The sequence below is a fragment of the Microcoleus sp. AT9b-C3 genome (genome assembly GCF_036705485.1).
In the GTDB taxonomy this organism is placed as follows: domain Bacteria; phylum Cyanobacteriota; class Cyanobacteriia; order Cyanobacteriales; family Microcoleaceae; genus Microcoleus.
Genome location: NZ_JAUBUR010000046.1, coordinates 30,824 through 44,204, shown reverse-complemented (window position 1 = coordinate 44,204; position 13,381 = coordinate 30,824). Strand labels below are relative to the sequence as shown.

The window sequence follows — 13,381 nt, the reverse complement described above, 5'->3', positions numbered from 1 at the left end:
GTGAGGTTTTGGCTCAGGTTTTTGGCGCTGATAATACTATCACTTCTCTGGATTTTCTCACTCTTTCTCCTTAATACTACAGCGCATTAAACAGTGTGTAAGGTTCCATTAACACAGCACCTTACCGCTGTTTATTCAAAAAAGCTAATCCTAAAAAAATAGCTGCGATGCTTCCTGCTACACAAATTTCTCGGTTTTTTATTTTTACCCACACTTCGGCAATGGGGACTAAAACTACTTCAATATCTTCTGTAACATCTAATTGTATTTTGCTGGCAAGCTTGACATTTTTAGCAAAGTATAGGTAGATAGAATTGGTGTCTTTTACAGGGTTATCATATAAGGTTGCTAGTTCCAAAATTTCTTCAGCAACATATCCCGTTTCTTCGGCCAGTTCTCTGGCGGCTGCCGATTTTCCGCTCTCTTCAGCAGGGTCGAAAGATCCGGCAGGCAGTTCCAGCAAAATCTCGCCTACTCCGTGCCTGTATTGGCGCACTAATACAAGTTCTTGCTGCTCGGTCGTGGCAAATACTAGGGCGATATTGGGTCGGACATTAACAAAAAAGTCGTCTATAATTTGTCCGCTTGGCAATTCTATTTCATCTTGTCTAACCTGACACCACTTGTTGTTAAGAACGAAGCGCGATCGCAATAATTTCCATTTAGTTAAATTTTTCATATCGCAATAATGCTAAACTTTCAGCGTCCTCCGAAGGCAAAATTTTCCCATCCATAATCTATTTCAGATCAAAATTTTTACCCAGCCACCATGCCATACAAAAAAATACTCACCAGATTTTGGGAAGACTTACAAAAATTGACTGTTAATTCTCTACCAGCGGGATGGTTTGCGATCGAGTCACTGAGTCTGAGTCTAGCAGTCCTCGCCGCAGTTGCGACAGTGCCGACAACACTAGAACCAGCAAATGCTTCTACCGTCACAAGTTGGAAATTCGATCCGGCGACAAATCAGCTAGAAATTACTCTTCCAGAGGGAACAACCCCCACATATTCTGTACTCAACCCGTCTCAGATTGCTGTGGATTTGCCCAATACTGAGATCGGAGTAGATGCAACTCAGCTATACCCACAAGGCAGAGTGCGTTCTGTGGGGGTGAGTCAACTTCAACCGGGAACGGCGAGAATTCTGGTCAATTTGGCTCCTGGAGTCGGTTTCAGCGCAGGGCAAGTTCAATTCCAAAGAAGCGGAGTAGAAAATCGCTGGGTGTTGCGTCCTTCGATCGAACCGACTCCAATTATGGAAACTCCCGAAACTCTACCCCAGCCTGCAATACAAGTACCGCAAAACCAGCCACCGATAGATTCCAATTCAACAGATGCCACAGAGGTCGATCGACCTGAGCCTCCTACTTCCCCAAATCCCGGTTCAAATTTTTCGCAGCGGTCTACTTCAAATGACCAAATTCGGCCGATAACAGTACCTTTAGTCAATGTTCGCCTTGACGAACGCCGTGGGGTACAAGCTGCTGCTGCACCCCGCCTAGACCCTCAAATAACGGCTGCTGCTGCACCCCAACAGCGCACGCTTACTTTTGGTGAACCGCTTCCTCGCGGCCGCTCAAATGCTCCTTTGCAGGCTGCGGCTGGGGCGAATGTCTTGTTGCCGGCGGGCACGGAGCTCAGTTTGCTATACCCCGGCGATCGGGCTTTGCGACTGCAAGCGAAGCCCAGCCGGGAGGAAGTGCTGCTGTTGCAAGGGGGAATTCTCGACGGTCTCGGTAATACGATCGTACCTGCCAATACGCCAGTCATCGGTCGGTTTGAAACAACAAACCTCGGCAGTCGATTTGTGGTCGAAGCTATTAGTCTCAACGGTCGCAATATCCCTCTGGTGGCTAGCTCGGAACCCGTGGGAGGCCGACGAGCTCAGCCTTCCGATCGCAGTTTGTTGCGAAATACTGGTATTGGTGGCTTAGCTTTGTTCTTGCTGAGCGGCTTTTCCGGTATCGGTTTGTTGGCGGGAGCCGCCGGTGGTGTTGCTACAACTTACGTGGCTGCTCCTCAACCTGCTACGATTCAACCCGGCCAAATTTTGCAAGTTCAGTTAACGGAAGATTTACACCAGTTCGGTTTTTGAAGGAAGAAGGAAGTTCGGCAACGGATTGTGTAACGGATGTAACGGATAGAAGGAAGTTCGGCAACGGATTGTGTAACGGATGTAACGGATGTAAAGGATAGAAGGAAGTTCGGCAACGGATGTAACGGATGTAAAGGATAGAAGGAAGAAGGAAGATGGAAGACTTTTTTCTTCCCTCGAACCTCTTCGTTCAATATTTTCTTCGAGCAGTTCTCCGTTCTAGGAAATAAAGTAAGGACTTAGGCTTTGCCTAAGTCCTACCACCTATCTGTAATTGACTCAACTGAAAACCGCTATATCGGCGATTTAGAAATTTTGACCTTCCGTAGTTGGAGCTATCGAACCCGGTTGGTTGAGGAACAGGTTTTTAGCGCCGTCGTTTTGGTAGATACAGTTAATTTCCGGTTGAGCTTCCAGAGGGCCAGTGAACCCAAAAGTGTTCATGCGATTTTTGCAATCGCGCACTTGGTCTTGGCTGATGAGTTTTCTTTGTTCCAGAATTGCCCAGTTATTGGTTCGCAGGACACATCCGGGGCGCATACTCGGCTGCGAGATGTAGACGTTGAAGGGGTTGAGGGTGACGTAGAGGCGCATATCTGTCACCATCGCGCTTGCTCCAAACTGCACGCAAAGTTCTGGGTTCGGGGCGCTGCGATCGATAAATTCACGGGAGGCTACGTTCTCTGGGCTAATTGTAGCTGTGGAGCTAAAGGCAATGCCAATGCCAATTCCCAGAATAAAGACGGCTGTTAAAATCCCTAGGGTGGCGGAATTGAGGAAAGATGGTTTGCCGGACTGAGGTTGACGCCGCGACTGTCCGCCCATTGAGCCGGGGTAGTCGGAGTCTTCATCTCCTCGGGATGGGTCGCCACTGAATCTGTCGTTGTAGGATTTAGGTTTGCGTTTCATATAAGGTTCCGTCAGTTCTGGAGACTCGACAGGTAGTAGTTTGTTATTTTTAACCGATCGCGCCTTTCTAATATTATGGCGCTAGGAAAGTGGTTGCCCAGGGCCCAAGACACCCCCTCTGGGTTTGGTGGTGCGTTCACAACTCGCGATCGACCAAGGGGCTGCCTTGTCTGAATTTTCAGATTTCAATAAAATAGCTGAAAGTGAGATAGTCTTGCACAGCGGAGGAATCCGGCTCAAGATTGTTGACAAATTTTAACATTTTACAAGTCAGGAGGTATAGATTAGTGTCTGTCGAAATTATTCAAAAGCCTTCCACAGTCCGCAAGCTTGCACCGCGCTACCGCGTTCTGCTGCACAATGATGATTTCAATCCTATGGAGTACGTGGTGCAGACTTTGATGGCGACGGTACCAAGTCTGACTCAGCCACAGGCGGTAAATGTGATGATGGAAGCCCATACTAACGGGATGGGATTGGTGATTGTTTGCGCTCTCGAACACGCTGAGTTTTACGCTGAAACGCTCAATAACCACGGATTGAGCAGCACCATCGAACCTGACGATTAGAACCAGACGCTACTGCAACAGATTCGCCCAGTTGGTTTCAGGCTGATAGCGTCAACCCTCATACCAAAAAGCCAAGGGTTCGGCCCTTGGCTTTTTGGTATATTTAATCCGGTAGAGATGGAAATTTGAAGAGCATAGGTTGTTCGGAACGGCCGGAAGTGGTTCGGAGCTAGGTGAGCTCTCGCGCCAATTTTAACTCTCCAATCTCAAATCGGGATTCGAGGAAATTAATAACGTCCTCCTCCGCCTCCCCCTCCGCGAGCAAATTTTCCAGGACCACCGCCGCCCCGGTTGCCACCACCCCGGCCTTCATCTTCGCGGGGCTTAGCTTTGTTAACTTTGAGGTCGCGACCCATCCACTCTGCTCCGTCGAGAGCACTAATGGCTGCATCTTCTTCTGCATCTGTGGACATTTCTACAAAACCGAAGCCGCGGGGGCGACTGGTTTCTCTGTCGGTAGGTAGATGTACTCGCTTAACGGTTCCGTATTCGGCGAAGACGGTGGTGATGTCTTCTTGGGTAACTTGGTAGGATAAGTTACCGACGTATATCGACATGAGGAATAACTCCAAAATTTAGACAGTGCGAAGATTTCAGTTTCGGAGAGTCCCCTGCCGATACAGAAGGGCAAGTTTTTAGACAATTCTGTAGCAATGAACAAAGCCTGCAACTGAATCTGATTCACACTTGGTACTTTAACATAGAATAGCGTCTTTTGAGTAGGTTTCAGCAGTTAATTAAGTCGTTCTAATTAAACGTAAAACTTTTAGGGTATTCATAAACCTGGTTTATCGGTGTGATGTTTTGCCTGCAGTGGAAGCAGAGAAAGTTATGCCGCCCGCTTTCACCGCAGGAAAGATACATCCACCTTGCCAAAGTTGGTACTCAAAGCTAGGTTTACGTTTTCCAGGGCTTTGACTAACCACACCACGCCTTCTCGGGTACTGCATTCGTAGTGACCGAACAAAATTGCCAGCCGCTTTTCTAGGTAGGGCTTGACTTTGCCACAAATTAGTACGATTTTCAGCAGCAAACCTGTGGTTTGGGTCGGTCCGAGGTTGGAGATTAGGTCGATGAAGACAAAGTGGTTGGGCCGCACAGGACTCTCTACTACTAAAAAGTTCAATAACTGGCTGCAAGTTCTAATCATTAAAAATTCATTAAACTTCTGATCATCGCTGTGGGGCAGGGTATTTTGTAGTTGCTTATACAATTTTTCGTTAAAGAGACGTTTGCCGTAGCGGTCATCGGTGACAGAAGAAATCAGGTATTCGTACAAGTCGTCTTTAAAGGAGCCGTAGGACTGATTTGTGCTGGCGTTCGCCGTGAAACGGCCCGCTAGCTGTCTGTATGTATCGGCTCCTTCTACTTTTCCCACAAATTGCTTGAGGGCAAAGAACAGTTCCGGGTCGGTCAACAGGGTCGGGTTTTTTATAGGTTGTATACTTCTTTTGAAGGAAATTGAGGTTCCCTGGCGCGCTGTTTGGGATTTTCTCACTTGGTGAGCCACGTATTGGGAGAGGTTGATCTCAAATTGCTGCTGCTTTTGAGCTTGGATTTTTTTAATGATTTTCTGCTGTTCGTAGGTGCTGTCGTCGCTCAGGAGGCAGTGTTTGTAGAGGTAAGGGTAACGGGGAATTAATGTTCCGAGGGGAAGGGTAGCAGGGGTTTTGCTGTTGCTGCTACTATCTTCATTGCTGTGAGTTATGACTTTGGCTAAGCGTTGGAGGGTGAGGTACTGTTCACTTTCGGTAAATTGATTTACTAATTGGGGGATGGAGCCTCGCCCCCGCGATCGATTGTATCCAAATAATATTTTGGGCGCTTCTTCAAACACAGCGATCAATTCAGGGATGGCTGCTTGCTTGCTGGGGTAAGTTTGCCAGCGGTTGATCAGGATGTGGCAGCAGCGGTTGAGGATGTATTTGAATTCTTGTTCGGCGTGTTCTGAGCGTGCTATTTTTTCGAGTGCGTCGGCGATCGAGCGATCGGGATATCCGATACCTTGGATAAACAAAGTGCGAAAGCGGCTGATGAGTTCGGCCGGCTGCTCTCGTTGTACCAACTCCAGCCAGTGCTTGTAAAGTAGCTGTTCTTCTTCGTGGCTTTGTCTGTTGTAGTCGTTCACTGTGGATTAACCCTCCCAGGCTGAGGCAGGAGCTTTCAGCGCTATTATCTTGATGAATTGGCCAATGAATCGCAACAATTGAGTCAACCGAGCTTCTCGCCGGATGAGGCTTATGGGTAGAAGCTGTCAGCAGCTTAAGCCGATCGATATTTTTGCTTAGTTAAACTATTTACCAACACCAGCATGACATGAATTGTTGGTAATTAGCAAGGCCTTAAATCACCATCTACTTTGTAAAGTATTGGTAAAGATTGTGGGTGGGTAGGGAATAATTTCTGGGTGGGCGGACGATTTAGTATTAGGATGATCGAGGTCAATCCCGATCCCCAGCCCGCTGTTAGTTAAATTTGAGGTTGGGCGAGGTAGAATTAGCTGGGAAAATTATTTGAAATGTGAGTGCTGGTTATGGTTTGTCGCGTAAGTATCGCCCAACTATCTGAAATTTTAAGTGTACCTTTGCCTGCTGTGTCTGAGGGCATTTTGACAGCTTTAGGGACAGGTATTGCCACGGATACGCGCACTCTTGAGGGGGGCGAAATATTTTTGGCGCTGCGGGGTGACAATTTTGATGGTCATCAATTTGTGGCAAAAGCCCAGGATTTGGGGGCGATTGCTGCGATTGTCGATCGAGATTGGCAAGAGGAATTGCCTAATTTTCCGCTGCTGCGCGTTGACGATACTTTAAAAGCTTATCAGTCGATCGCCAGTTGGTGGCGTGACCAATTCAGTATACCTATAGTTGCTGTTACTGGTTCTGTAGGTAAAACTACTGTTAAAGAGTTAATTGCGGCGGTTTTGTCAACGAAGGGAAATGTTCTTAAAACTCAATATAACTATAACAATGAAATTGGCGTACCAAAAACTCTGTTGGAGCTTTCACCGACCCACAATTATGCTGTAATTGAAATGGGAATGCGCGGCCGTGGCGAAATAGCGCTGCTGTCGCAAATTGCGCGTCCTACTGTGGGGGTAATTACTAATGTAGGAACGGCGCATATCGGGCGATTGGGTTCGGAAGAGGCGATCGCCCAAGCTAAGTGCGAACTGTTAGCCGAAATGCCTGCTGATAGCATTGCTATTCTCAATCACGATGGTGACAGATTAATCGCAACTGCGTCAAAAGTTTGGCAGGGAAAAACTTTAACTTACGGTTTAGAAGGCGGGGACTTGTGCGGAGAATTGCTCAATCCTGATACAATGTTAGTAGAAGGTGTGGAATTGCCACTACCGCTGCCGGGGCGTCACAATGCTGTAAATTATTTGGCGGCTTTGGCGGTAGGAAAAGTTTTAGGTATTGATTGGCAAGTTTTAAAGCAAGGTTTGTCTGTGCAGTTACCAGATGGACGGGCGCGCCGCTACGATTTGCCGCAGGATATTGTGATTCTGGATGAGACTTACAATGCTGGTTTGGAGTCGATGTTGGCGGCGCTGAGACTGTTAGCAGATACTCCGGGAAAGCGCCGCATTGCGGTGTTGGGAACGATGAAGGAATTGGGCGAGAGGGCGATCGAATTTCACCGACAAGTGGGAAGGGCGGCGCGAGATTTGCATCTGGATGCTTTGTTTGTTTTTGCTGATTTTGAGGAAGCGGCGGCGATGGCTGCGGGTGCGGCGGGTTTGCATTTTGTGGAGATAGGAGATATTACAGCCAAGGATGGGCGGGAAGATTTAGCAAAGCGGTTGTTGGGATTTGTCGAAAAGGGCGATCGGATTTTATTTAAAGCTTCTCATTCAGTTGAGTTGAATCGAGTTGTGGAGAAGTTTAGGGCAGATTTTGCGGGGGAATAGACAGAAAATCGGTGATTGAAACTCGGCGATTGAAATCGCTTCTTGTCAAACAAAGTCCGCCTGCGCGGACTGAGGAGAAATAGGGGCGATCGACCTTAATTGATATACTGGCAACTTGCTCTCCTTCCGCAGCTACTTCGATCGCCACTCTCGCCCTTACTGACTTACTCCCGCAAGCATTCGCTTCAGCCTCGCTGCATCACCTGAAGTTCTTGATCGTCCAGGTGACAGCCAAAGTATTCTGCAATTCCCTCAGCATAAACCGTCCACATTTGCTGTTGCATTGCCAATCATGCTTCAGTCAGCACGGCATAGGTGCCCCGCCGATCGCTCGGACAGGGTTCTCGATATAGCAGTCCGCCTTTTTCCAGGCGATCGGGATTTATTGTCGTGAAATTCGATTTTCTTTAAAGGGCGATCGCAGCTATCCTTCTTGTGGGTTTTTCAAGCGCGTTCTCAGGCGTTGCAGCACATCCATCCGTTCGTGATAAATAGCAACAACCACCATCAGACTTCCCGATCTCATGATGCCAAAAATATAATGGTGCTGACATCGGGTTACGCGCAAACGGGGATGAATGTTTTTCAGATCCCGATAGAAGCCCTGGCTACCCGCAAGGTTTTCAGCACAGGTTTCCAGCGCAGCAACGTAATCTCGCGCCTGGGCTATGCCGTAATTGTTAACGGTGTACTCGATAATATCTGCTAAATCCTCTTCTGCATAGGAGGTGAGTTCGTAGGATGGCATTACACTTTTCCCATCGCCGCCAGCTTCTCTTCCAAAACCTGGCTGAATGTCTTAGCCGATACTTCGCCGCGTTCGGCTTCCGCTATGCGCTCCCTCAGCAGTTCTTTGAGTTCCTGCCAAGCCTGTTCTTCCTCTCTATCGTTAGAAGGAAACAGCCTTTCGAGTACAAACTCTTTAATAGATTTGCCCAGCACAGCCGCCATTGCCTTAATTTGCTGGTGCTGTTCGTCTGTTACCTCGATAGTTATCCTGCTCATAACGCCACATTGACGGAGTACCTTTCTAAGATATCCTAAAATGTAAAAAATTACAATTGTGATTTTTAGACTTTTCCTGGTGTCCCCAATGCGATCGAGCAGCTTAACTGGCAATTATTATCATAAGTTTATGGATCGAGAGGTTATCTAATGCTAGAAACCACCATCCTAGAAAGCCTAGTCAAGTTGCCAGATTCTCTGAAACAGCAAGTGCTGCACTATATAGAATTCTTAGTTTTAGTCAGCCGCAACGAAGTGTTGGATGCTTATGTTGTTCGTGAATTTTCGACACAGATCGTGTTTCTGTGGTGTTGCAGGGTAATCCCAAAGTAATCGCGCAACTAGGAAAAGCCTCTGCACAGACTTTGGTATCATACTGCAAATGTGATATAGTTACTAGATATCTCCGCAAATTCGCTCTCAGCCCAGACATGGCAAGGGTTGAAGGTATTCTTTCGGAGATGTCTACTAGCTATGCGGAACTTACGAGTTGTCTGGGATTCGCCGTAGAGGTATTTTGTCAGCTACTACCTGAATACTTACCACAGAACTTTCCCAAAGCTTATGTATATCTATATTACACAGCAGTGCCAGGATAACGCTGAAAAGTATTATATTCAACCTAAAATCACTGAACTTTATGATAACTCCGAAGTGTTAGATCTCTTCGATCCAATTTATCCTTACTGGAAGCGAAGAATAGGGAAATACAGGTTATTAGCAAAGATCGAAGAGGTAGATAATGAGAAGATTCTCTGCTTACTAAATATTCTGGAGCGAAAAAGTCAAGAGTATGAAGAATTTACAGACAAAAATAAACGTCAAAAATTTGGTCAAGACAAGTTAGAGCCATTACTGAATGATGATGAGATTAAGGAATGGCTAAATAAACAAAAAGAATCGGTTTGTCAACAGCAAAACAAACGCGAGCCTCTTCCAAACGATCTGTTAGTCTGGCTAGAGCTACCTAGCTGGAGTAAAGACTCTCAAGACTTGGTGATTTACGAAAGCGGACAATGGTTGAAAAAGTGCGGACAAGAGAAAATCAAAGACCGACGGGAAACTTTCAAAAATATTATTCTAGACATTATTAGTCAAAATGATGTGGAAGATGAAAGCACAAGTTGCTCTCGTGTAAAGTTATATAGCAACACGGAAGGGTTATCGATTTTGTTTAGTAGGATCGAAACTATTGCTACTGAAGATACGTCCTCTAGAAAAATTTTATTTTTGCTTGCTCCTTTTCTTGAAAAACCATCGGATGACCCTATAAGAGAAGTAGTAGAGGCGATCGATCTTCCCGACTTTGGTGAAAATGTTAATAATCTTCCGGCTCAATTGAGTATGGAGGAGCTAACTTGCCTAGCACGACGTTCTTATCCAGCATACCTACTATTAGATTTTGAAAGTTGGCTAGCTATTGAAAAAGATGACGAATCAAATCTAGCTCTCTCAGTGGAAGAAGAACAAATTTTAGAATCTATTTCAACTCCACAAAAACCTTCCCTACCGATGTTTATCAATGGACGAGCTGGAAGTGGCAAATCTACAATGTTATTCCACCTTTTTGCTGATTACTGCGATCGCCACTGGAACTCTTGTCAAGCAGAAGAATATGATTTTTATCAAAAGCCACACCCTCTTTTTCTAACTTACAGCGAGAGTTTGCTCAAGGTAGCTAAAGATTCAGTGCAAAGCCTTTTAAAATCTCATCATAAATTTTTATTAGATAGAGGAACGCCAGAAGCAGAAATACCAGATGTAGAACCATTTTTTCAACCCTTCCAGAAATTTTTATTAAATTTTTTACCATCTACAGAATACGACCGATTTAAGCCAGAAAAATACATTTCTTATAACCAGTTTCGACAGCTTTATAAAGATTCTCCACTGCCAGAAGCCAGAAGTAAACGCTACTCAGCAGGGCGATGCTGGTACATTATTAGAACTTTGATTAAAGGCTACTCTCTTGAGGGATATATAAACGAAGACGATTATAAGGAATTACCGCGCGAGGAACAACGCAAGATTCCAGAAGAGACATTCAAAGGAATTTATGAAACGGTTTGGAAATGGTATGAAAGGCTAATTGAAGATAAGGGCTACTGGGACGATCAAGACTTAATTAGAATAGTTCTCGAACGGAAATGTTTCTCTTCTGAATACACTGCAATTTTTTGCGATGAATCTCAAGATTTTACGAGACTAGAACTGCAACTCATCGTCAAGCTTTCTGTTTTTTCTAAATATGATTTTGGATTTAACTATGTTTCTGTCCTACCCTTTACCTTTGCTGGCGATCCTTTTCAAACCTTAAACCCTACTGGATTTCGTTGGGATAGCGTCGGGGCATTGTTTTACAACGAAGTTGTAATGAGGCTCGATCCAGCAAGTAAACTTAATCTAAAGATGAATTTTAAGGAGCTACAAGTTAATTATCGCTCTAGCTCATCTATCGTTAAAGTGACCAATCTAATCCAATTGTGGCGCTGTGTTCGTTTCGAGCTACCTGACATTAAGCCACAAACTCCGTGGCAAAAAAAAGACAGTTTTTCTAAACCGCAAAAGTTTATTTTTGGTCAGAATCTCTCGTTAGACGATTTAAAAAGCCATATCGACAATAAGCCGATTTTTATCCTACCCTGTGAAGCTGGCGGGGAAATTGACTATATCAAAAGTGATGAAATTCTTTTGGAATTATTTCCACAAGCCAACGAGGGAAAAACGCCAGAGAACGTATACAGTGCCATCAAAGCAAAGGGTCTGGAGTTCCCGCTTGTCATCCTATACAAATTTGGGCATGAGTTGGCTCAAGAATACAATGCAAACTTTGTATGGAACTTTGACGCTAATAGTCAAAGAGATTCAGTAGAGTTAGAATACTACTTTAACAAGCTTTACGTTGCGGCTAGCCGAGCGATGTCTGATTTTGTTGTCATTGACTCAAAAGAAGGAGATGAATTGCTGTGGCAGCAGGCTAGTGACGATCGGATCGATGGATTCCTTGAGCGGTTGGAAGCTGATAAACGCCACGATTGGACAGATTTACTCGGAACTATCAGCATAGGGCAAAGTCTAGAAGTGCTGGATCAAGACAACCGAGAACTCCAAGCAAAGCAGATGAAGAAGCAAGGGTTGGCAGAGGAAAACCCAGAGTTACTCAGAAATGCAAAAGCGTATTACTATGTGTTAGGAGATACCAAAGAATTTGACCTCTGCGAAGCTTGGGCACTGAAATTCGATAATCATTTTAGTGAGGCTGGTCAACTTTTTTTGAAGCGAGGTAAGAAGGAAGAGGCTTGGAACTGTTTCTGGGAGGGAGCTTGTTGGAAAGAATTGAAGCGATGGTGTGAAGAAAACCCCAATCAGAAACCAGTAGAGCTTTCTTTAGTGGCATTCATGATGGAGGAAGCTCCGAAATCTTTCGATGTTCTCAATAAATTCACCGAGTTCCTTGAAAAACGCAATGAGAACAATTCACTGAAAAACTTCCGTTCGAGCAAACCCTGGCAAGCAGCGATCGAGCAATATGCCCGCCAAATTGATATAAAGTTGATGGACGAACAGAGTCTCACCTGTGAGCAATGGCAACGATTTGGAAATCTATTACAAGACTTGCAACAAGCTGGTTATAACAAAACAATAGAAGTGGCGGGAAGTTCTTTCTACCAAGCCAAAGATTATAAAGGTGCTGTGCGCTGCTGGGATCAGTGTGAAGTTCCCCAAAAGCGCGAGTATAACTTAGCTAAAGCTGAAGTCGAAGGTTTTCCCGAAGGCTTACAATACCTGCAAAAAGAAGGAGAAAATCAGCGGATTTTTCAGGAGTGGGAAAGAGAAAGAAAACCCGATAAATATCAATGGTTAGACTATGTTTTACCAGCGCTTCAAAACCTGAATCGGCATCAAGAGTTAGTTGACTACTTAATTCAGCGAAAATTGTGGAGCAAAGCCATAGAAGCAATAGCTAAGCATCCTCATCCCAATGAAGCAAAAAGTTTGAAGTTTAATGTTGTGCGTGGAATTGCTTACTCAGATCTTACACCAGATACTGCTCGATTAGAACGCCAACGTTATCAGAACTTTATAACTTCAGTTCGAGGTTTTTCCGATTGGCAGCACCATATAACTGTACAAGAAGTTGGTGCTGCAATGGAGAGAATTGGTGAGTTTGTGCCATGCTTAGAATTTTATGAGAAATTTTTTGATGATTCCAACTCTAAGCTACGAAATTTTGCACGAGAGCGTTGGATTGCCACTAAGAAAAAGCAGGTAGACTACGAGCGAAGCACTGATGGTGGCAAATTTAAGCAAAGACAGGACGAACTTGATGAGAATGCTCGTAAATGGAGCATAAATCTAGATTCAGTCTCTGACCTTCCAGAGCTTACTGTTCCACTAGCAGAGCCATCAAACACGGAAGTCAAGAGAGAAGCTGATTGGAAAACTTTAGGCAATGGCGTCGAACAGCGTGACATAGGTCGTCTTAAATTGATGAGAATCAAGACGATTAAGCAGCTAACTATTACTGATGATACATCCAAGATATTGCAAGTAACTTTGGATTCTGGGAAATGCACCATCAAAGGTAAGGTTGAAGATGTGGAAGTATCGGGCAGCAACAGATTACTTTTTAAGGTTCCTGAAAGTGGTTACATCTGTGAAGTCTTCTACAGTGATGCTTCTCCTAGGCTTGAACTGAATATTCAAGGTCTATCAGATAAAATCATCATAAAACTCTAAAGATGAAAGTATTTTGAAGATAGCTGTTGCAGTCAGCTAGGGCAATTACAGTTCTGAACTTAGGTTGAGTTGAGCGTAGAGGTAGCAGTTGGTAACGGTAATGATCGAACCCAGGTATATTGGCATGAATTGATGTGGGCTCAA

Annotated in this window: 11 protein-coding genes; 5 read left to right on the top strand and 6 right to left on the bottom strand. The window is 44.9% G+C overall.

Features of this window, described 5'->3' with window-relative positions; genetic code table 11:
* Positions 1–121: 121 nt before the first annotated feature.
* On the bottom strand, positions 122–679 hold the full coding sequence (locus QUB77_RS27725; protein WP_333179715.1) for an NUDIX hydrolase: 558 nt from the start codon (positions 677–679) through the stop codon (positions 122–124).
* A gap of 90 nt (positions 680–769) precedes the next feature.
* Here QUB77_RS27725 and QUB77_RS27720 point away from each other — a divergent pair, with 90 nt between their 5' ends.
* Positions 770–2,098 (top strand): AMIN domain-containing protein, encoded by a 1,329-nt coding sequence (locus QUB77_RS27720; RefSeq protein ID WP_333179718.1) that lies wholly within the window; start codon positions 770–772, stop codon positions 2,096–2,098.
* A 306-nt stretch (positions 2,099–2,404) separates the two neighbouring features.
* Here the strand turns inward: QUB77_RS27720 and QUB77_RS27715 are convergent, their stop codons facing one another.
* Complete coding sequence (locus QUB77_RS27715) at positions 2,405–3,007, bottom strand: DUF3172 domain-containing protein (protein ID WP_333035210.1); 603 nt, start codon at positions 3,005–3,007, stop codon at positions 2,405–2,407.
* 287 nt (positions 3,008–3,294) lie between these two features.
* Between QUB77_RS27715 and clpS the strand changes: the two genes are divergently transcribed.
* Positions 3,295–3,576 carry an ATP-dependent Clp protease adapter ClpS gene (clpS, locus tag QUB77_RS27710; protein ID WP_190658451.1) on the top strand — a complete coding sequence of 94 codons (282 nt, stop codon included), beginning with the start codon at positions 3,295–3,297 and terminating at the stop codon, positions 3,574–3,576.
* 227 nt (positions 3,577–3,803) lie between these two features.
* Here the strand turns inward: clpS and QUB77_RS27705 are convergent, their stop codons facing one another.
* Together QUB77_RS27705 and QUB77_RS27700 are read right to left on the bottom strand one after the other, a co-directional pair.
* Positions 3,804–4,133: an RNA recognition motif domain-containing protein gene (locus tag QUB77_RS27705; protein ID WP_172192890.1), complete on the bottom strand. Its 330-nt coding sequence runs from the start codon at positions 4,131–4,133 to the stop codon at positions 3,804–3,806.
* A 287-nt stretch (positions 4,134–4,420) separates the two neighbouring features.
* The gene (locus QUB77_RS27700; protein WP_333179721.1) at positions 4,421–5,704 is read right to left on the bottom strand and encodes a hypothetical protein; all 1,284 of its coding nucleotides are present in this window, start codon (positions 5,702–5,704) and stop codon (positions 4,421–4,423) included.
* A 405-nt stretch (positions 5,705–6,109) separates the two neighbouring features.
* Here QUB77_RS27700 and QUB77_RS27695 point away from each other — a divergent pair, with 405 nt between their 5' ends.
* Positions 6,110–7,492: a UDP-N-acetylmuramoyl-tripeptide--D-alanyl-D-alanine ligase gene (locus QUB77_RS27695; protein WP_333179723.1), complete on the top strand. Its 1,383-nt coding sequence runs from the start codon at positions 6,110–6,112 to the stop codon at positions 7,490–7,492.
* Positions 7,493–7,916: 424 nt separating this feature from the next.
* Here QUB77_RS27695 and QUB77_RS27690 read toward each other — a convergent pair whose 3' ends face one another.
* Entirely contained in the window at positions 7,917–8,240 is a 324-nt protein-coding gene (locus QUB77_RS27690; RefSeq protein ID WP_015178023.1) for a type II toxin-antitoxin system RelE/ParE family toxin, read from the bottom strand.
* Positions 8,240–8,497, bottom strand: coding sequence for an antitoxin (locus QUB77_RS27685; RefSeq protein WP_333179728.1), 258 nt, complete (start codon positions 8,495–8,497; stop codon positions 8,240–8,242). The genes QUB77_RS27690 and QUB77_RS27685 overlap by 1 nt, the downstream gene beginning before the upstream one ends.
* A 150-nt stretch (positions 8,498–8,647) precedes the next feature.
* Between QUB77_RS27685 and QUB77_RS27680 the strand changes: the two genes are divergently transcribed.
* The gene (locus tag QUB77_RS27680; RefSeq protein ID WP_333179730.1) at positions 8,648–8,830 is read left to right on the top strand and encodes a hypothetical protein; all 183 of its coding nucleotides are present in this window, start codon (positions 8,648–8,650) and stop codon (positions 8,828–8,830) included.
* 231 nt (positions 8,831–9,061) lie between these two features.
* The gene (locus QUB77_RS27675) at positions 9,062–13,237 is read left to right on the top strand and encodes a hypothetical protein (protein ID WP_333179733.1); all 4,176 of its coding nucleotides are present in this window, start codon (positions 9,062–9,064) and stop codon (positions 13,235–13,237) included.
* The last annotated feature ends 144 nt before the right edge of the window (positions 13,238–13,381 follow it).